The following is a 20,342-nucleotide window of genomic DNA, read 5'->3' as shown; positions in this document are numbered from 1 at the left end:
GAGCCCGCTTTCCTAATTCGATTTATGTCTTCTGTAAAGGATATAACTTCTGCGCACATAATTCAACGGAACACTCCACACATGTACAAGCCGGGTAAACGGCCAGAATGCAAAAATCGCAAAGGCCATAAGGATATGAAGCTTGAAGGACATCGGTACGTCTCTCATCAGTGTCGGGTCGACACGGAATATGAATAAACCGCGGAACCAGATTGAGATCGTCTCTCGATAATCGAATTCTGGCTGTACCGCATTCGTTACGAGAGTCGCAAACATCCCCATGCATACAATGGCCAAAAGCAATACGTTTACGATCAAATCAGACGCTGTACTTAAACGGCGCACATTGCGTATTGTAAAACGGCGAGAGGTGAGAATCAACATACCGAGGAACGTCATGGCTCCGAATATACCACCAATATAAACTGCCCCAATATGATACAGATGATCATTTACACCCAGTGCATGCATCCAGGTTTTCGGTATGCCCAGACCGGACACATGCCCCATAATAACCGGGATGATACCCAGGTGGAACAAGAGGCTTCCGATCATCAATTGTTTTTTTTCAATAAACTCACTTGATTTCGCTGTCCAATTGAACTGGTCGTTTCTGTAGCGGAAAATATGGCCTACAATAAAGACGACCACGCACATATAAGGGAAAATGACCCATAAAAACTGCTCTAGCATCATCATTGCGCGGCCGCCTCCTGTTCTACGCAAGCTTTAAGCGTTTCGCGCAGTCCCTTCACCAGATGAAAATACGGGCTTTCCATTTTTTCCAGCGCTTTAAGCAAATGATATGTGCCGTCTTCCAGGATCGCGATTGGCATGCGGAAGTTTTCTGTCGTCTTCGGATCTTGCGCCCATTCGGCGGCATACAGAAATTCACACATGAGCGGAAGGTAATCTGGCAGCTCTCCATCTGGCATTTCAAGACCGTACATCTCATATAGCACCTTTAACTTGACCAACATTTGTCCCCGTTCTTTTGCATCTTCGAATTTAAAGTAAGTCATATATAGTGCACAATTCTTTTGAAAATCAAAGGTTTCCGTATACATTTCCTGAATCTCTTCCATACTGAACTCTTGCATAAGGGACCAGTAGGTGTTCGCATACGTATATGCCGGATGGTTCGGATCAAACGATGCTTCCAGAAAAGCTGGATGAAAATCCAGCTTTTCCGGGTACATGAGTTGCTGAGCGAAAAACCCGAATGATGGCTTGCATTCATACAACTTCGCTACATTAATCACGCCAAATACCCCCGTAGAAGTTTTCTTCATACATTTCTTTGCCCGTTTTCAAAGGCTCTTCCATCCCCATCGAACTTGCCATACTACAGCCGTCACATCCAGAGCCAGAACCCATGTTTCCCATGGTATCGCCGTAACCAGCAGATCCTTGAGCCCGGTACGGATTCGAATATCCTTCTTTATGTGATGTCGGAATGACGAAACGATCCTCATACTTGGCAATCGCCAGAAGTCGATACATCTGCTCAGTCTGCCGCGGTGTCATGCCGATGCGCTCAAGACGGCTTTCATCGAAAGATTGTCCTGTGGATTGGGCACGCATATAGGAGCGCATCATAGCCATTCGCTGCAAGGATTCCTTCACAGTTTGCGTGTCGCCCGCTGTCAGCATATTGGCAAGGTACTGAATAGGGGTGCGCATCTCTTCGATAGCCGGAAAGATCATATCGGGATTCTCAATTGAGTCTTTCCCTTCAAAGTAATTCATGATCGGACTGAGTGGTGGCACATACCAGACCATAGGTAATGTGCGGTATTCCGGATGAAGCGGGAATGCCAGCTTGTGCTCAATAGCAAGCTTGTAGACCGGCGAGTTCTGCGCTGCTTCAATCCAGTCCTCCGAGATACCGTCTTTTCTCGCTTGAGCAATCACTGCCGGATCACTTGGATCCATGAACAGGTCGCATTGCGCTTTATAAAGCTCTTTCTCATCCTGCGTAGAAGCGGCCTCAAGCACTCGATCCGCGTCATACAGCATAACGCCGAGGTAGCGAATTCGTCCTGTACATGTCTCGGAGCAGACTGTCGGCAGACCAGCTTCCACACGTGGGAAACAGAAGGTACATTTTTCCGCTTTGTTCGTCTGCCAGTTAAAGTACACTTTTTTGTATGGGCAGCCCGTCATGCAATACCGCCATCCACGGCAGGCTTCCTGATCCACGAGCACGATTCCGTCCTCGTCCCGCTTGTACATGGCGCCCGAAGGACATGACGCGACACAGCTTGGATTTAGGCAATGTTCGCAAAGCCGTGGGAGATAAACCATGAAAGACTTCTCAAAGTTAAATTTAATCTCTTCTTCGATTTTCTGAATATTTGGATCAAGCGGACCCGTTACATGCGCCCCCGCCAGATCATCTTCCCAGTTTGGACCCCATTCCAAATCCATTTTTTCACCCGTTACCGCAGAATGCGCGCGTGCCACAGGTGAATGCTTCTGTTCGCCAGCGTTGGTCAGTTGCTCGTAATTATAAGTCCAGGGCTCATAATAATCCTTCATTTCCGGCATGTCTGGATTGTAAAAAATCTTACCCAGTGCTATCTTGGACAGCTTGTTGCCTGACTTCAGTTCCAGTTTCCCTTTGCGGAGCTGCCAGCCCCCTTTATATAATTCCTGATCTTCCCAGCGCTTCGGATAACCGATACCCGGTTTGGTTTCCACATTGTTAAACCACATATATTCCGCACCTTTGCGGTTCGTCCAGGTTGTTTTACAGGTCACGCTACACGTATGACAGCCAATACACTTATCCAGGTTCATGACCATGGCAATTTGAGCTTTAATCTTCAAGCCAGTTAACCTCCTTCATTTTACGTACCGCAACGTACACATCACGCTGGTTGCCGATCGGACCATAATAGTTGAATCCATAACTAAGCTGAGCATATCCACCGACCATCTGGGTTGGTTTGAGATGGATTCTTGTAGGTGCGTTATGACTACCGCCGCGTGTATCCGTGATTTCGGAGCCTGGCACTTGAATGTGCTTATCCTGAGCATGGTACATGAACATCGTTCCTCTTGGCATCCGGTGGCTGACAACGGTCCGGGCGGTTACGACGCCGTTACGGTTGTATACCTCTACCCAGTCATTGTCGGCAAGATCGTGTGCCTCTGCGTCTTCGTTGTTGATCCACACCGTAGGACCTCCGCGAAACAGTGTAAGCATGTGCTGGTTATCCTGGTAGGTGGAGTGAATATTCCATTTACCGTGCGGTGTCAGATAACGGAGCACGAGTGAATCTTGCCCGCCTTTTATTTCCCGATCGCGAGGGCCGAACACCATTGGCGGCAGCGTCGGTTTGTAGATCGGCAATGATTCCCCAAATTGTTGGAAAATCTCATGATCAATATAGAAATGCTGTCTTCCCGTCAAAGTACGAAACGGAACGAGACGTTCAATATTCGTTGTAAATGGTGAATAGCGGCGTCCCTTCTTGTTCGAGCCAGTGAATACTGGTGTCGGTATAACTTCCCGTGGCTGTGCCGTAATACTTTGGAAAGTGATCCTTTCCGCTGCCCGATCGGCCGAGATATCTTTGAGTTCCACACCGTGAAGCTCTTCTGCCTGCTCATAAGCCTTTTGCGACACCCGTCCATTAGTCGCGGATGAAAGGTGGAGAATTGCATTGGCTACTTGGCGAGCTGTCTGGATTTTGGGCAGTCCGTCTTTAATGGATTCATCGTAATAAACTCCGTTCAACTTTTTCATTTCCTCATATTCGTCCGCTACGGAGAAGCTGACGCCATGCGCACCTGCTTTCCCACTAGTCAAATTCGGACCGAGTGAGATAAACTTATCGTGAATTTTAGTATAATCGCGTTCGATGATGCTGAAATTCGGCATGGTTTTACCCGGAATCGCTTCAATCTCGCCCTTGGTCCAATCCTTTACAAGACCCATCGGCTGTGAAATTTCGCCTATACTATCGTGTGCGAGCGGCGCAGTCACAAGGTCTTTATATATGCCTGGCAGGTACTCTTTTGCCATATCCGAAAAGACTTCCGAAAGCTGGCGGTAAATATCCCAGTCCGCGCGGGATTCCCACAGTGGATTAACAGCCGGATTAAACGGATGCACGAAAGGATGCATGTCTGTTGACGACAAGTCTGTTTTTTCGTACCAGGTTGCCGCAGGAAGTACGATGTCCGCGTACAATGGAGTTGTTGTCATCCGGAAATCAAGTGCAACCATCAAATCAAGCTTTCCTTCTACATCTTCTCTCCAGACGATTTCCTCAGGTTTCTGTTCTTCGTTCGGCCGGGCAAGCAGGGCATCAGATGCTCCGAGTAAATGTTTCATGAAATACTCTTGTCCCTTCGCCGAACTGGAAATCAGATTTGACCGCCAAACAAAGAGTGAACGCGGGAAGTTCTCGGCTGCTCCAGGATCTTCTACAGCGAAGCGTGTCTTACGTGATTTAATCTCTTCCACAGAATGATTGATGATGTCCTCGTTGGACTTCTTGCCTAATTGTGCAGCCTCTTCGGCGAACAGCAGACTGTTTTTATTAAACTGTGGATAAGAAGGCAGCCAACCCAGACGTGCTGCGAGTACGTTATAGTCTGCTGGATGTCTGTAACTGACATCCCCGCCAATCGGTGACTTCAAGGTGTCTGTTCCACTTTCTTCGTAACGCCACTGCTCTGTTGCAAAGTAGAAAAACGATGTAGCATTTTGCTGCCGAGCCGCCCCTTGCCAGTCTTTTGCAAAAGCAATCGTTGACCAGCCTTCGATTGGGCGGAGCTTTTCTTGACCCACATAATGCGCCCAGCCTCCACCGTTTACACCTTGGGAAGCAGTCAACACGACAAGATTCAAGATGGACCGATAGATCGTGTCACTATTGAACCAGTGGTTGATACCCGCACCCATAATAATCATGGAGCGACCTTTAGTATCGATAGCATTTTGGGCAAATTCCCGAGCAATCTGTACCACAACAGACGCCTTCACACCTGTGATCTTCTCCTGCCAGGCAGGGGTATAATGCGAAGCTTCGTCGTAATAATTTTTGGCGTTATTAGGGCTGTCATTGCGTGCGACACCATACTGGCTCATCATCAAATCGTACACAGTTGCTACGTAACGCTCCGAGCCATCTGCCAAGCGTACTTTTTTGGCCGGAATTACACGTTTGAACGTTCCATTACCGGCGTTATCAAAGTAAGGGAATACGATTTCTTCCCATTGCTCGCCATGACCTTCCACAGTGAGCGCGGGCTCAACCTTTGTTCCATCTTCCCGTTCCAGAATCAGGTTCCATTTCTTATCCTGCTCCCAGCGCTGTCCCATCGTACCGTTCGGGACCAGCATTTCCCCCGCCGCTTCGTCATATATGACCGGCTTCCAGTCCGCATGCGGCGAAGCATCCCCCAGGTCACTCGCCCGTAGAAAACGTCCACCTTTCCAGGCTCCCTCGTGTGGATCAAGCAGAATCATAAACGGCATATCCGTATATTGTTTGGCATAGTTAATGAACATCGGTTCTTGGCGCTCTTTGTAAAACTCATCCAAAATAACATGCGTCATAGCCTGGGCTACGGCAGCATCTGTACCCGGATTTGGGGCAAGCCAGTTGTCAGCGAACTTCACATTCTCCGCCAAGTCGGGAGCCACTGATACGACTTTTGTTCCCTTATATCGTACTTCCGTCATAAAATGAGCGTCTGGCGTCCGGGTAAGCGGTACGTTCGATCCCCACATAATCAGGTAACCCGCATTGTACCAATCAGAAGATTCCGGTACATCCGTCTGCTCCCCCCAAATTTGAGGAGATGAAGGAGGAAGATCGGCATACCAGTCATAAAAACTCAACATCTGCCCACCCAGTAGCGAAATGAATCGGGCTCCCGAAGCGTAGCTTATCATTGACATCGCCGGGATTGGCGTAAAGCCCGCAATCCGGTCAGGACCGTATTTACGAATGGTATAGATGAGTTGTGCCGAGATCAGACGCAGGACATCGTCCCAAGTGACACGGACATGACCGCCTTTTCCGCGAGCTGATTTGTAGAGCTTGGCTTTCTCCGGATCTTCCACAATGCTTGCCCATGCTTCCACCGGATTGGCATGCTCCTGGATGGCCGCCTGCCAGAGCCGCAACAGCTTACCGCGCATATAAGGATATTTCACGCGTAATGGACTGTATTCATACCAGGAAAATGTAGCCCCACGCGGGCATCCCCGCGGTTCAAATTCTGGCATATCTACACCGCAGGAAGGATAATCGATCTGTTGATTTTCCCAGGTAATGATGCCGTTTTTGACAAAAACCTTCCAACTACAGGAACCGGTGCAGTTCACACCGTGAGTCGTCCGAACCACTTTGTCGTGAGACCAACGCTGACGATATACGTTTTCCCATTCTCTATTTTTTTCCTCAAGGATTGACCAATTTCCCGAATAGCTTTCGATCGGTTTAAAAAAGTTGAGGTTGTATTTCTTTTTCATCGATGACCAACACTCCTTTTTAGAAAGAATCATCCCAACGCAAGTTCCAAGGGAAGACTCATTCGCTTACTCTCATTATGTAATTCATTCATCTCTGTTCCCATTAGGGAATGTCCTATAGCGCTACAGGAAATCCCTCGTTCTATGGAAAGATACAAAAAAGCTTCCCCTGCTAAAGGGAAGCTTGTATGAAGTAATTAATTGTTCTTTTGACCCGTTAACAGGAGCATGATAAAAGAAATGAGTATGATAGAGCATGTCCACGCCCACGCCATAGGAAGATGACCAGCATCCACTGCAATATAAATGGCCGTCGGAATCGTTTGTGTTTTACCCGGAATATTTCCGGCAATCATCAGCGTAGCACCAAATTCGCCCAGGCCGCGGGCAAAACCGAGTATGAAGGCAGCTTTAAAAGAAGGGAAAATTAAAGGGAAGGTGATGTATCGAAAAACCTGCCATTCACTTGCACCCATCGAACGTCCCGCGTTTTCCAAGTCCCGGTCAACAGAAGACAATCCCATTCTCAGCGTCCGATAGACTAGAGGAAAAGCTACTACCACCGCTGCTATAACCCCTGCCCACCACGAGAATATAATAGGCTCGCCAAACCATTGCTCCACAAACCGTCCGAACCCGCTTTTTCGTCCAAGTAATATGAGCAGTAAAAAACCAACAACCGTCGGTGGGAGTACCAAGGGCAGCATAAGCACGGTTTCAACAACCGTTTTCCCTTTAAATAATCCCAACCGCGACATTGACCATGCCACAAGCAAGCCTAATATGATTACGAGAACGCTGGATAACAGTGCAACCTGCAACGATAATCGGATAGGAGGCCAATATTCATTCCAATCTATATCTTGCATGCTCACTTCGGTATGGTAAATCCATACTTATCCATAATATTCAGAGATTCTTGCGATTGTAAGTATGCATAAAAGTCTTCGGCTTCTTGAATGTGCTTTGTAGCTTTGACAATCCCGACTGGATACTCAACAAGTGAATAGGTTTTGGGATTCACCTCAAAGGCGATTTTTGCCTTTTGTGAAGTCAATGCATCTGTTCTATATACAAATCCGACATCTGCATTCCCAGTTTCCACATATTGCAGCACTTGTCTAACGTCTTTCGCTTGAACCAGCTTGCTCTGTAACGTGTCCCAAAGCTTCGCTTTCATCAGCGCTTCCTGTGCGTAGTTACCCGCTGGAACACTTTCAGGAATTCCGATCGCAACTTTCTTCACTTCTTTTTTTGTTAAATCGGTTACACTCGCGATGTTCATCGTCCCGTCTGCAGGGATAACCGCGACCAATTCGTTCGTCAGCCACGTTTTTTGTTTTTTCGTATCTATTAACTGCTGATCAACAAGGGACTTCATGTTTTTGGTCGAAGCGGACAAAAACAAATCCGACGGCGCTCCTTGCTCAATTTGTTTTTCCAACGCACCAGAGCCGCCGAAGTTAAAATTCAATTTGATGTCTGTATGGGTTGATTCGTATGAATGCTGAATTTCTTTGAGCGCATCCGTTAAACTTGCTGCTGCGGATATGGTAAGCTCAATAGTTTCAGCCGTTTTCGAAGATGTCTGGCTGGAAGATCCGTTCTGATCCGCACTGCCAACATTTGAATCTAGTTGCTGTTTCGTACCGCATCCTGATAATAATAAAATGATGGAAATAACCAAAACGAAAACAGTGCTACTTTTAATTAATTTATGCATTTGGTTCGGCTCCTCATGTTAGTTCATCATCAATTAATCGGTTTCGCTATTAGCTGTGCCTGTCTCGTACGTTCGATCAGTGTACAATTTTCAAGAAGAATATGATTAAAAATATCTGCTTCCAGGTCTTCTAACCGCTTCAATACGAGTCGGTGCGTACCACAAGCTTCCTGCATCGGCTCAAAGCCGTTTGTGATCAAGCGCATTTCTTTCAGGAATTCCACCACCGTTTGATGCTCGTCTTGCAACTTGGACAAAATTAGATTCAACTCATCTGCTCGTTCCACTGTTGATTCTTGTAAAAATGCTTCAATCATCGGAAATACAAGGTCCTCCTCATTTTGAATATGTTCCGATAATTCCTGTTTAAGCAAGGTGAACAGTTCATTAACTCGCTTGAGATGCGGATAACGTTCACCGTGAACCCGCGTTAGTTTGGTTACATACGGCGTTAAGGCCGATAGTTCTTCCCGAAGCTTCGTATGATACTCATTTTGAATATAGGCGATTAGTTCTTTTGGTTCGAGTGAAGGAGGTTGCATTTGCTTATGCTGTGCCTGCTTTTCTTCCACTTCATGTATCTGCGTCAGCAGTTCACCAGCGTGGAGGCCTCGATCGGCTGCTGCTTCACGGAGCGATATTTTCCCTCCACAGCAGAAATCAATCCTCAGTTTGCGGAACAGATCTCCCGTTTTGGGTACTGCTTTCACAATGTCCGCCACCCATGTTTCTTCCGTTAACTGGCTCATCTTCCATTCCTCCATCTTATTTCGATTTTATGCTTAACTTTCATTCTACGTCTCCCTTAAAGCTGAACCAATCAGGGGGTTCCCTCTTTCACTAGTGGAAAGAGCCTGATTATAAAAAATCAGAAAGCAACTGTTCAGCCGCTTCTTTCCCTTGAGCGATGCAATCTGGAATTCCAACGCCCCCATAGCCGGCACCGCATAGAAAAACACCCGGTAAATACTGTGCGAAGTCCTGTCTCATCTTCGCCATATGCTCTTTGTGTCCAATCGGATATTGCGGCATCGATCGATCACACCTACTGACTTCAACGAATTCCGGTTCCGCTTCCAGGCCCATTAAATCTTTCAAATCTTTGCGCGCGGCATCCACAAGTTGATCGTCTGTCATCTGAATCCAATCCTGTGCGCCTGCATGTCCGATGTAGGTCCGTAAAAGCGTATATCCTTCAGGAGCAGTATGGCTCCACTTCGTCGAAGACCAAGTACATGCCGTAATCTTTTTGCCTTCTTTGCGGGGGACTAGAAATCCCGTTCCCTCAAAAGCAAAATTAAGATCTGTGTTTTTATAAGCAAGAGCAATATTGGCTACGGAAACATAGTGAATCTTGTGTAACCAGCTAGCACTTGCAACGCCGGAAAATAATGTAGCCGCTTCAAAAGCTGGAACAGCGCAGATCACCGCATCCGTATCTATTTTTTGTCCGTGTTCTAAAATGACCTGATAACCGCTTTCCTTCCTTACTTCAACTACACCTTGCCCCATAACAAAACGTACGGTATCCAGCCTTTCCTTTAGCCGCTCCACGATCGTAGATAATCCTAGCCGATAAGAAAGAAACATACTTTTCTTAGCGATATCCGGCAGTTTGTCTTGTACTGCTGGCTTTTTTCCCGCCCCTTTAGACATACCCTTAATCAAACTTCCATGCTTTTGTTCCATTAGTTTAAATTGAGGGAAAGTTGACATAAGGCTCAGAGAATGAGTATCCCCAGCGTAAATTCCAGACAGCAGAGGTTCTGTAATCTGGTCCAGAACTTCTTTGCCGAGACGCCGTTTGATAAAATCACCTAGTGATTCGTCCGCATCACCTTTCTTCGCCGTAATGATTAAATCCAGGGCTGCCCGTGCTTTTCCCAGTGGAGAAATAAGTCCTGTCCGAATGAAAGGAGTCAGCTTTGTTGGGATGCCCAGAATGAAGCCCATCGGCATCGTATGAAGTTTGCCCTTATGCAAAATACAAGCAGATTTGGCTTTCGGGTTTGTCGATACCAACTCTGCTTCCAGCCCCAACTCCATGGTCAGATCCAATATTGCCGTCTTTCTGGCCAAGAAAGCATCCGGTCCTTTTTCGATCATAAAATCGTTTTGGCGAACGGTTTGCAGCTTTCCTCCCAGACGTTCACTTTTCTCCACCAGTGTAATCTCCACTTCAAGCTGCCGATCCTCAGCCAGCTTTTTCACATAAAAGGCAGCACTTAAACCACTTATTCCTCCACCGAGAATAACGACTTTTTTAGAACTATTTTTCATGAAAACACTTTTCCTCTCCAACCCCGGGTATATAAGCGCAATAAGGGTCACTCTCCAAATAGTCTCCTGTTATTGCAAAAGCCCTTGCTCTGGAGCCCCCACAGATGGCCTTGAATTCACAGACTCCACATTTACCTTTAAGTAGGGACTTATCTCTAAGATTCATCATGATCGGAGAGTTGCGATAAATATCTGCCAGGCTATCGTTTCGTACATTCCCGCACATAAGAGGCAGAAAACCGCTCGGGTATACTTCGCCGATATGACTAATAAAAACAAATCCATCTCCATCATTTACGCCTTTAGGAGCACGTCCTAAAATATCTGCCCTCTTTTGTCCGTCTGCTACACTGCTCTCACCTGCATTGTGCTTTTGCTGCAGTACGACCCTCCGGTAGTGGGGAGCTTCTGTAGCCTTCACACCGTACGGCATCTGTTGCTGTATTTGATACAACCATTTCATTACGGCTTCATGCTCATCAGGAGTAATCATATCTTTCTCCATGCCACGTCCGGTTGGAACAAGGAAAAATAAACTCCATAACACGGCCTGCATTTCCTTTACCCTTTCTGCAATTTGCTCCAGATCATGGAGGTTATACCGGGACACCGTAGTGTTCACTTGAATAGGGATATTCAGTTCCTTTAAATAACCAATTCCTCGCATGGTTGTATCGTAAGAACCCACCGTACCCCGAAAATGATCGTGAATGTCTGCACATGAACCGTCCAGACTAAACGCCCACCGCGATAACCCAACTTGCTTTGCTTTTTCTACCGCTGCTCGTGTCACTTTAGGTGTGGCACTGGGGGTCATCGAAACCGACAGATTTTTCTCTTCAATTGCATATCGAGCCAGTTCAAACAGATCAGGACGCATCAAAGGATCTCCGCCTGTGAACACAACCAACGGATGATTCATTTCAGCGATTTGATCTATCAGCTTCTTACCTTCTTCTAGTGTCAGCTGGCGAGGATCCGGTTTGTACTGAGCTTCCGCTCTACAGTGAAGACACTTTAAAGCACAAGCTCGGGTAACCTCCCAGATGACTATAAACGGATCAGTATGATAATCACGCGGCGTTTTCAAAGGTATCATTGATGTCTCTCCTTTTAGAAGTATAAAAACAACACAAAAACATAGAGCATCATTGAAAATCCAATTTCCGCCATGCCAACTTGTTTTGCCTTTAATCCGAGTTTAGGAAGCCATATGGCCCGTATCAAAAAAATCAAAAAAGGAACAAACAGAGGTAACTTTAAGCAGGTAGCAAACAACAAAATCACCAAATGATAGATGACGGAAGCATAATGGTAACGTATATTTTTTCTTTCACGAATGATCGTTTTGACATACAAAGCAGTTCCGATAAAGTAAAGCACCAAAAGTAAGAATAGCTCTGTTGCTACTCCCCAATCCTCTCCTCCTCCCATATAAATAACAGGGTATATAAAAGAACAAAAGAGTAGAATTGCAACAATGTCATTAAGTAAAGCACGTTCATTTTTCGTTTTTGCAAAATAAATATTAGCCATAAAAAAGAGCAATAGAAGAGCTCCATACCAGATCAAGGCAGGCTCAAACCATATCAGTGAAATTAACAAAGGAAGTAATATCACTCCGTATACAACGGCGGGTTTGCGGTATCTTTCACTGCTGCCTGTTTTGATCCATTGGAGGACAGGAAAACTGAATAAGTAGATAAAAAACCAGCACACAAATAGGGGGATATGAATGAGTTCCCCTCGAGAAGCAGCTAAACCGAATAAAAATGGAAGAATGAGCATGGCCCAAGCTCCATGTTGATTGGGTATGTATCTGCTCATCCCCTTCAAACCCTTGATCCTTTTTTCACAATCTTTTTTATGTCTGTTATTTCGGTTAATCGATTCATCATCCATTCCCCCAAGATTGAGTTTTATCTTCTAACCTCATTCTAAGTATTATATGAAATTGAACCAATTAGGGAGTTCCCTTTTCCTTAGGGGGGAAAATCCTAACCGAAAAAATAACGCTATTTTCTTATGCTATACTGTACTAAAAAAAGGGTACAAAGAAAGGATGAACTGTTATGGGAGGACCTTCTTTACGTCAACTGCATGCTCATCATGCCATTCATCAAGGCGGGCTATCTGGCGCTCTAGATAAGACGAGAGAAGTAGAGGAATTACTCGAAGCAAAAGAATTCAAGGTGGCGCGCCAGGCTGCCGACCACTTGATCGAATATTGGGAAACCCGCATTCTTAGCCATGCTGATGCAGAAGAGGAAGGATTCTATCAGGAAATGGTCGAGAAAAAACCGGAACTGCAGGAGGCTGTCGTCAAACTTACACGGGATCATGATCTGCTCCGAATCATTGTAAAAGAGCTCAAAGCCATGATCCGTGAAGAAGGGCTTACGCCTGAAGTTCTTCAGCAGTTCCACGCGCTTCTGGTTGTCAATGCCATTCATAGTCGGGAAGAAGAACGTTTGTTGTTTGAGGAACCGTCATGATCAAGATGTGGCATAACGATTCACTTTCTCTATAAAAACGCACCGAAGAAATAGTCCAACGCCTCCTGCGAGTATCCGTCATCTCCTTGCCAAGCTGCTACGGAATAAAAATCATGATTGCCGTGCTGTCGTTTACGAGGCGTGTCCTGTGGAACCAGCAGTCCGGCATATCCCCACACCTCCATGACTACATCACGCTCGTTTTTGCTGGATGGAAACACATCCTTCCAGCGCTTTTCCAATTGACGTGCACTGCTTTGAGCATCACAGTTCTGAACAGCTTCGAGCATGTTATGAAGTATAGTCAGATCCTCATCGGAAATCTGAACAGCCTCTTCTTGACTGAACAATTCAAGGTCCATCCAGCAATACAGAAGGTGGTTCAGACGAATACCGCCCCATTTGATTCGTTCAAAATTCAGTACATTCAAATCTTCATTGACATATTCCTTATCAGACATCAATTTATTAAAATTACAATCCCCACAGCTACTGTAATTGGGCAAGACGACAGGCCGCTCCCCATAGGTGTGCAAAGGAAGTCCTGCGGTTAATGCCCAGCTCGATAAGGCGCTTCGTAAATGAACCTTTTTCGTGGAAAGACTGTGCAAAAACGCTGCTGCCACTCGCTCTTTTGTAGCCTTTTGCTGGTGCAGCTCATGCAGCCTGTTTATAATCTCGTTATGTGTAATGGTGATCGGATCGAACATCAAGCCCTTACTTTTGGCATATTCAAAATCCTCACCCGAAAAAGATTCCCGCTCCTGCTTCCAGCCTCTAGAGGACCAGAATGTGTTCATCAGTATTTTTTTCGCCTTTTTATCCACAACACATCTCCCTTACTCATCCAACACCCTCACCTTCAGCACAAAGCGCAGGGTTGTCGTGTATTTTATGTAAGATCACTATTCATCTTTATACTTAAAAGCAATGGCCGTATTTCCCGACCGTGGGTCAAAATAAGAAGAGATTTTCCCCCAGTTCAGTTCATATTCCATATAGGGGTAAGGCTTTGTTTGACGATAGCTTGGCTTTACGGACAAATGTTGCTGTAACAAACGATCATGCTCCCTTTGTCGCTTTCTCTCTCCTTCCTCAGACCAATTATCCCACGAAGTTGGAAATTCATCTCCCTGGAGCGAAATCTCCACGACAATTAGGTTTGTATCCTTAAAGCATACAGACAAAAAAAATTGCCGACACAGCAAAGAAACCTGATCGAAATGATACCAGATGTAGTCATTCCCTAGCTTTCTTACAGAATGAAAATATTTAGAATACCAAGTGGTCTCTAACAACTGATCTTCCGTTAAAGATGAGTAGATAGCACGCTCACCATCGACCTGAATGATTCCCGATTCCCAGTCATTCATTGCTGTCACTCCTTCAGCTATTATGCCAATCTCCTACAGTTACTCTCTGTCCTCATTTGTCCATATGATTGAAAATGGCCTGCCAGGCCCGATCTAGCACGCGTGTATGTAATTGCTTGGCATAAACATTTCTAACGATGGCAAGAACGATCACACCCACGAATACAACACTGAGCAAAGTGATAGAGGGAACCCAATGGTCAAACATGGCATTCGCCAGCACTTGCAGCAAATGTCGTTCTGGTTGTAAATATTCCACCGCTGCAACGATGCCTGCTGCCAGCAATATGATCACAGATATGATCATAAGCATTACATTGATTACTTTGTATTTAGCAAGCCCTCGCTGAAAAACGCGAGTTCCCGCATATTGCTAAAACATTCATATCTTTTCACTCCATTTTCGACAGCTTCTAAACTACGAGTATATTGGGTTGCCATGCTCTACAAAACGATCGGTTCCAGACTGCTCTCTAAATGAGCCTATTAGTAAAAATCAAAGTAACCCCGCCAGACTCCTTCATTCTGATGCTTGGCAAAATAAAAGCTGCCTCCATCCACAATATTCAATTGGGCTTTGGCATCTGAGGCAATCTGAAACACAAATTCATAGCCCTCGCCAAAGTCGATGCCTGGTTGAATAAAGCTGGGATAGCCACCGATTTTGTGAACCGCATATATTTCCTCTACGATGTCCCCAAAATAGTCGGGTTCCTCCTCGTCCATCTGGTTGAGAACATCGCCGTATTCCTCAGGGATATCTTCACCGTCCCAGACCGGATAATCATTCTCTTTAAGTTCGGGGAACAGCGGAAATGCTTTGATTTGCATAAATGCCGGACCAAAATCTTTTTCAACCAAATCCTCTACCGACGTATACTCACGAATACACATATATCCTTCCATGTCCTCATGATCCAGTACATGGGGAGACAGGAAGACGGTCAACAGCTTGACACTGTGCATAGCTTCAGGGACAAAGGGCAAGGCAGGCAAATACAATTGCATGATCGGAGCCATAACATTCCCCTGTACATCAATGGGTTGTTCCTCCGTTGGCAAAGCCACTGTAACTCTACCAATCCAGCTCTGTTCAAGGGAACCCGACGGTCTGCGACCCCCTGTATGAAAAATAGTAGCATTACGTTTTAGAATCGTTCTTAGCTTCTCAATAGAGTTGCTGGACAACGAAATCACTCCTTTCTAATCTAGAATAGAAACGCAACAACATCCTCGCCTGCTTTAAATCCAAACTCACTTAATCGATCTTCCATCTCTTGAATCTGATGTAGATAATCTTCCGGCATAGCTGGCAGACCCTGTTCATTCACTAATGTCCCGCCGAGTCTGGCGCGCGCATATTCGGCACTTTTCCACATTGCCTCAAACACAGTTTGCGGCTGCACGGTCCGTACCCCATCCATACTGAAAATCAAATCTGCAAAGCGATCCTCCGCGAGTGTACTCAACCCAAAAAAGCCAGGCTCGGTTCCCGTATGTACGCTAAATAGTTAAGCATCAGGCTCCACTTGATGGATTCCTTTTATGGTCTTCACAGGCTCATATTCCAACTCCACGGCAAGGATGCTAGATACATCCTCACTCCCATGTTCAGGTAAATTCATGAATCTCTCTCCTAACTAGCTGTTTTCACTTTACAGTTTCCTATAATTCTCAATATATATTAAACTATAAATCACCAAGTACAAAATAGTATAAAAACGGTGCTGGGTTGTTGAACATAATTTTTTAGAATTTCAAAGCTTCGAAAGGGGAGTACTCATGATGCAAAAACTTTGGCAAAAAGGGAAAGATCTGTCTCTGCCTATTATGGTGTCCGCATCGCTGATATCTGGAGCGCTGTCTGTAAGTACACCTGCGGCGAATGCGGCTGCAACCAGGGAATTGCTTCAGCTATCTGGTCAGACGACTTACTATGGAGAGGTTGAAAATGGGCAGCCCAACGGACGTGGTACGATCAAATGGAGCCAATATAAGCAGTATTCGGGTGATTTTGTGAATGGCAAGCGTTCAGGTACTGGAAAATATATAAATCAATACACGGATGCAGATGGACAAAATCATAAAATCGTATACAACGGCACATGGAACAATGACACGATGAGCGGCAAGGGTACGCAGACTGAAAAAGTGACGCAAATGGACGGAACCGTACGTTCGAACGAGATTCAAGTAGGTACTTTTCAGAACAATGGATTACAGAACGGCTACCAAGTGATCCACGCTGTGGCCGATCCAGACTACAGCTTCACTTATAAAAATGGAAAAGAAGTGTTAAATATCTTGCACAGTAATCAAGATCTCGTCCAAAGGTGGCAAAAAGGAGAGCTCTTCTCCGTAATTTATAAAAATGGCTCTGTCCAAAAGGAATACTCCATGTTCCCTGAAGAGACTGCTACCAAAGAACGTCAAAGACAAGCGTCCATCAAGTATTTCAAAGGAATTACCGCCAAGGTCACTCCTCACTTGCAGCAGTTTGAAAAGCTGTCCAAGCAGATTCCGCTAAAATAATTAATACGACGCGAAACATGCATTAGCCTCTACGCATGAAGGCCTCTCTTTCTAATGGAAAGCTCCATTTGAAAAGAGGGGCTTTTTTCGTTTTCGTTATGAATAACTTATAAGAACTTCGGATCATAACACTCCTACTTTTTTCCCTTATGAATCCTCAGGAACTCATACAAATGACTTATTTTTCACTTAAATCCCCTCCTTTTTTTGCTAACCCCCACTAGATTCACTAAAATATAAGTAATTATTTTAATCATCCGAGGTGGACATCATGGCTAAAATTATGGTTCCTCCTGAGAAACTAGAGGCGGTTTCCAGGCAGTTCGCACAGGCACGTGAGCTGGGGGCACAAATTTGCGGACAACTGTCACAGCATATTCAGATGTTGGAAAATAGCTGGGCAGGAACAACACAACAGCGCTTTTATCAGGATTTTCATAAAGCTCGTGGACAAATGGATGCTTTCACTCAAACTGTCGGTTCTGTCAGCACAGAGCTGCGTTCCATTGCAGTAAAATTCAAGGAAACAGATACCCAAGTAGACACGGGTATTAATAAAGGAGATCACAGCGGACAGATCGGCAGCAGTGAAGGGACAACTTCCGGGAAAAAAGGACCCGATCCAGCAGATATAGCCATTAACAGCATTTCAGAAGCCAATAAATGGCGCGGGCAACTGGGATTTGCCGGAACAGCTATCTATAGCGGTCTGGCTTCCACCCTTGTGCTCACCAAAACAGTAGAATTCAAGAAAAGTCTGAAGAATCCCACTCGAGCGGTTATACATAATGCGGCATGGGTGAAAGGCAAGGGTAACAATGCTTTTATGCGTAATTTAGGCAAAAGCCTAAACCGCCAATTCGCCAAACCCGGTATTGTGATGAAGGGGTTAAAGGGCTTTGATCGATTAGCTGGAAAGCTTCAAATGGGTAAGCTCGGCCTCGGATTCAATAAAGCCAACAGCTTTCCTCAGTGGACGCGGAACGTTATCGCCGGGGTGGAAAAAGGCCGATATGGCATAGCCACCCGCCAAATTCCCGGCATGATTGCCAAAAAGCTGTACCCTATTAATGCCACCATGAATATTGTGGGCGAGGGTATCAGTCTGGCTGGAAAATGGAAAAGCGGGAAGCTTACCGGAACGGATGTGGCTGTATCTGCTTCTAACGTAGCGATTAAAACCGCCGCAACTTATGGCGGTGCTGTGGCTTTGGGAGCCGTAGGCGGCGCTATCGGTGGTCCGGTCGGTGCAGCCGTCGGTGCTTATGTCGGCGGTACGGTGGGAAGCTGGGCAGGTGGAAAAGTCGCCAAATTCGCCGAAAAGGGGATACGTTGGGCCAGCAAACTATTTAAATGACATATACCTAACAGATGGAGAAGGAGCCTGACTATGGATAAACAAACGGTAATTTTAACGCTTGAGGAACTAGGCTTTGCCTTGACCGCACTGGGCGCAGAAGATATGGCTTCTGGTCTGCTCCAATCTTATTACGGGGAACTAACCGAAGATCGCTGGGAACTGCTTTTTCATGCTGCAACGCATAGCCTGATATCCAAGGGTCTGATGGAACAACGGGATGACGAGCAACAACAGCTCGAATTTGATGAGTTCATTGTTGAAATGCTAGCTCATCTGGTACAAAGTCGTCAGATGCTACGTGGCTACAAGGAGCAACAGGATAAGCAAAATACATTAACGATACACCATGGAAATGAACGTTTTCTGTATCATTTCTCCAGTCACAATGAACTCCATTTCTTTCGCTGGTCTTCTCCAGAAGACTGGCATCGTGACATTGATCAATTGTTCGGCCTACTTGCTTCGAACTTCAATGCGCACAGCCGATACGTCGATCTGACCGAAGAACAGTGGAATGAGTTAACCTCATCCAACTTCAGCATGCAGCAAATGACAACGTGGAAGCTTCATGAGTCGGCCCAACAAATAATACAAGACTGGCGAGAGGATTTTGATCGTAATCAGTGTAGCCTTAATAATTTGAGCCAAATGGTATACACGGATACGGATGAAGATGGTCCTTCTGTTACGAATCTGCTATTTGTTCTTAAAGGAATGAATGATGTGTGGATTGTAAGAAATACAGAACTGGATATGCAGGCCATCCCATGTCTGCGTATTGAAAGTGTAACCGAAGCTGACTGGAGAGAACGGATAACATATTTCATTCAGGAGTTTGTACGCGACGAGGCGGTATTCCGTGGATAAAATTGTATATCGAAGATCTTTGGCATTTTGGAAGGCCATGGGCAGCTTGATGTTTGTGCTGATTTGTCTGTTTTTGCTGCTGCTCATTTTTATCGACGAAGATATCTCAGCTCTACAAATCTTCTTCTTTATTACGTCCGCCATTGTCGGACTTCCTTTTTTCGGTAGCTATCTTGTGGTTTGTTTGAGCAGAACGCTTCGTAAGGATACCCACCTGTTCATCTTTGACGAACACAGCATTTCCGATGGTATTCGAACTGTCCCGTGGGCTGCAATCACTAAAGTCGAATTCGAAGGAGCCTCCATCCGCAAATGGCTGCGCCCTCGCTTTCCCGCCTTTATTTTTCATCTGAATGACCGCAGCACCTGGGAAGTCAGCACCGATTATGTGTTGAACGATATGGAGCTGAACCAAGCCGGGAAACAACTTCGAACTCTCATTAACCAGCATGGCAAGCCAAAGAAAAAACGTTCCTGAATAGTGCCATTGAATATATCAAAGCTTGTCTCTATCATATGCAGCTACAAGAGCCACAACCACTGCTGCCGAGTTGGCCGCAGCCAAATCAAGATTGGAGTCAAAAGAATCCGCCGCTTCTACACCGGCAAGATCAGACAAAGAACGGACAGCCAAAAATGGAACACCAAACTGGTACGCAGTCTGAACGACCGCGGCCCCTTCCATATCCGTCACTTTCGCTTCAGGAAACTGGCTACGGATAAAATGGGCGCGCTCAGCCTGGGAGATAAAAGAGTCTGCCGTCGTAATCAAACCTTTGACGATCTGCCCCTCAATCCTGGTCTCTGCCAGCGCTTCTGTCGCAAAAGCAAGCAGCGCTGGATCGACAGGATAACTTGCCGGCATCTGTGGCACCTGTCCGTAGGTATAGCCGAACGCCGTTCCGTCCACATCGCTGTAAGTCAGCTCGGTCGCCACTACGACATCGCCAACATGCAGCGCTGGATCGAGCCCACCCGCAGACCCGGTATTAATGACAAGCTCCGGGCTAAATCGCTCAATTAACAGCGCCGTAGTCGAGGCTGCGTTCGCTTTGCCAATTCCTGATTGCAGCAGAATAACTTCCTTGCCCTCAAGCTGGCCCGTATAAAAAATCCCGTTCGCAATCTGGGTCATCTTTATCCCTTCGATCTGCGCTTTCAAATCTGCTATTTCTTCCTCCATAGCTCCGATAATCGCTATACTCAAAGTTCTTTT

The 20,342-nt window shown here is 45.8% G+C and carries 20 protein-coding genes and 1 pseudogene; 5 read left to right on the top strand and 16 right to left on the bottom strand.

Translation table 11 applies throughout. The features are described 5' to 3' along the window. Positions 1–12: 12 nt before the first annotated feature. From narI to NLX74_RS11505, 10 genes are all read right to left on the bottom strand, one after another. Positions 13–696 (bottom strand): respiratory nitrate reductase subunit gamma, encoded by a 684-nt coding sequence (gene narI, locus NLX74_RS11550; protein WP_081330765.1) that lies wholly within the window; start codon positions 694–696, stop codon positions 13–15. After that, a complete protein-coding gene (gene narJ, locus NLX74_RS11545) occupies positions 696–1,262 on the bottom strand; it encodes a nitrate reductase molybdenum cofactor assembly chaperone (protein WP_039274409.1) in 567 nt (188 codons plus the stop codon). Before narJ ends, narI begins: the two co-directional genes overlap by 1 nt. After that, positions 1,255–2,832, bottom strand: a complete 1,578-nt coding sequence (gene narH / locus NLX74_RS11540; protein WP_028542275.1) for a nitrate reductase subunit beta — start codon at positions 2,830–2,832, stop codon at positions 1,255–1,257. The genes narJ and narH overlap by 8 nt, the downstream gene beginning before the upstream one ends. After that, positions 2,822–6,496 carry a nitrate reductase subunit alpha gene (locus NLX74_RS11535; RefSeq protein WP_254328791.1) on the bottom strand — a complete coding sequence of 1,225 codons (3,675 nt, stop codon included), beginning with the start codon at positions 6,494–6,496 and terminating at the stop codon, positions 2,822–2,824. Before NLX74_RS11535 ends, narH begins: the two co-directional genes overlap by 11 nt. Positions 6,497–6,693: 197 nt before the next feature. Then, positions 6,694–7,371, bottom strand: a complete 678-nt coding sequence (gene modB, locus NLX74_RS11530; RefSeq protein WP_028542273.1) for a molybdate ABC transporter permease subunit — start codon at positions 7,369–7,371, stop codon at positions 6,694–6,696. Beyond that, positions 7,368–8,219, bottom strand: a complete 852-nt coding sequence (gene modA / locus NLX74_RS11525) for a molybdate ABC transporter substrate-binding protein (protein ID WP_254328790.1) — start codon at positions 8,217–8,219, stop codon at positions 7,368–7,370. The genes modB and modA overlap by 4 nt, the downstream gene beginning before the upstream one ends. 29 nt (positions 8,220–8,248) lie before the next feature. Beyond that, complete coding sequence (gene ric / locus NLX74_RS11520; protein WP_254328789.1) at positions 8,249–8,968, bottom strand: iron-sulfur cluster repair di-iron protein; 720 nt, start codon at positions 8,966–8,968, stop codon at positions 8,249–8,251. Positions 8,969–9,077: 109 nt separating this feature from the next. Beyond that, positions 9,078–10,499 (bottom strand): protoporphyrinogen oxidase, encoded by a 1,422-nt coding sequence (hemG, locus tag NLX74_RS11515; protein WP_254328788.1) that lies wholly within the window; start codon positions 10,497–10,499, stop codon positions 9,078–9,080. Continuing rightward, positions 10,489–11,598 (bottom strand): TIGR04053 family radical SAM/SPASM domain-containing protein, encoded by a 1,110-nt coding sequence (locus tag NLX74_RS11510; protein WP_254328787.1) that lies wholly within the window; start codon positions 11,596–11,598, stop codon positions 10,489–10,491. The genes hemG and NLX74_RS11510 overlap by 11 nt, the downstream gene beginning before the upstream one ends. Before the next feature lie 14 nt (positions 11,599–11,612). Next, entirely contained in the window at positions 11,613–12,401 is a 789-nt protein-coding gene (locus tag NLX74_RS11505) for a YwiC-like family protein (protein WP_235309064.1), read from the bottom strand. A 170-nt stretch (positions 12,402–12,571) separates the two neighbouring features. On the opposite strand from NLX74_RS11505, the gene NLX74_RS11500 reads away from it, so the two are divergent. Continuing rightward, entirely contained in the window at positions 12,572–12,994 is a 423-nt protein-coding gene (locus tag NLX74_RS11500) for a hemerythrin domain-containing protein (protein WP_025718091.1), read from the top strand. A gap of 29 nt (positions 12,995–13,023) precedes the next feature. On the opposite strand, the gene NLX74_RS11495 is transcribed toward NLX74_RS11500, so the two are convergent. From NLX74_RS11495 to NLX74_RS11475, 5 genes and pseudogenes are all read right to left on the bottom strand, one after another. Continuing rightward, positions 13,024–13,821 carry a hypothetical protein gene (locus NLX74_RS11495; protein WP_254328786.1) on the bottom strand — a complete coding sequence of 266 codons (798 nt, stop codon included), beginning with the start codon at positions 13,819–13,821 and terminating at the stop codon, positions 13,024–13,026. Positions 13,822–13,899: 78 nt separating this feature from the next. Next, entirely contained in the window at positions 13,900–14,367 is a 468-nt protein-coding gene (locus NLX74_RS11490; protein WP_235309061.1) for a hypothetical protein, read from the bottom strand. A 52-nt stretch (positions 14,368–14,419) separates the two neighbouring features. Further along, entirely contained in the window at positions 14,420–14,680 is a 261-nt protein-coding gene (locus NLX74_RS11485; RefSeq protein WP_254328785.1) for a DUF6097 family protein, read from the bottom strand. A gap of 173 nt (positions 14,681–14,853) precedes the next feature. Beyond that, a complete protein-coding gene (locus tag NLX74_RS11480) occupies positions 14,854–15,555 on the bottom strand; it encodes a DUF1963 domain-containing protein (protein WP_268820013.1) in 702 nt (233 codons plus the stop codon). A 20-nt stretch (positions 15,556–15,575) separates the two neighbouring features. Next, positions 15,576–15,866 (bottom strand): annotated as a pseudogene (locus tag NLX74_RS11475) (cell division protein ZipA C-terminal FtsZ-binding domain-containing protein); the annotation flags it as partial. Positions 15,867–16,152: 286 nt separating this feature from the next. Between NLX74_RS11475 and NLX74_RS11470 the strand changes: the two are divergent. From NLX74_RS11470 to NLX74_RS11455, 4 genes are all read left to right on the top strand, one after another. After that, a complete protein-coding gene (locus tag NLX74_RS11470) occupies positions 16,153–16,899 on the top strand; it encodes an MORN repeat-containing protein (RefSeq protein WP_235309053.1) in 747 nt (248 codons plus the stop codon). Positions 16,900–17,170: 271 nt separating this feature from the next. Further along, positions 17,171–18,256, top strand: coding sequence for a WXG100 family type VII secretion target (locus NLX74_RS11465; protein ID WP_235309051.1), 1,086 nt, complete (start codon positions 17,171–17,173; stop codon positions 18,254–18,256). 33 nt (positions 18,257–18,289) lie between these two features. After that, the gene (locus tag NLX74_RS11460; RefSeq protein ID WP_254328783.1) at positions 18,290–19,126 is read left to right on the top strand and encodes a hypothetical protein; all 837 of its coding nucleotides are present in this window, start codon (positions 18,290–18,292) and stop codon (positions 19,124–19,126) included. After that, positions 19,119–19,604 carry a DUF5381 family protein gene (locus tag NLX74_RS11455; protein ID WP_254328782.1) on the top strand — a complete coding sequence of 162 codons (486 nt, stop codon included), beginning with the start codon at positions 19,119–19,121 and terminating at the stop codon, positions 19,602–19,604. Before NLX74_RS11460 ends, NLX74_RS11455 begins: the two co-directional genes overlap by 8 nt. An 18-nt stretch (positions 19,605–19,622) precedes the next feature. On the opposite strand, the gene NLX74_RS11450 is transcribed toward NLX74_RS11455, so the two are convergent. Beyond that, a complete protein-coding gene (locus NLX74_RS11450) occupies positions 19,623–20,333 on the bottom strand; it encodes a 5'-methylthioadenosine/adenosylhomocysteine nucleosidase (protein ID WP_254328781.1) in 711 nt (236 codons plus the stop codon). Positions 20,334–20,342 lie beyond the last annotated feature (9 nt).

Origin of the sequence: Paenibacillus sp. MZ03-122A (assembly GCF_024213325.1) — a bacterium.
GTDB classification, from domain to species: Bacteria; Bacillota; Bacilli; order Paenibacillales; family Paenibacillaceae; genus Paenibacillus; species Paenibacillus polymyxa_B.
Note: the sequence above shows the minus strand (reverse complement) of the source record. Positions and strands in the feature narration are given on the sequence as shown.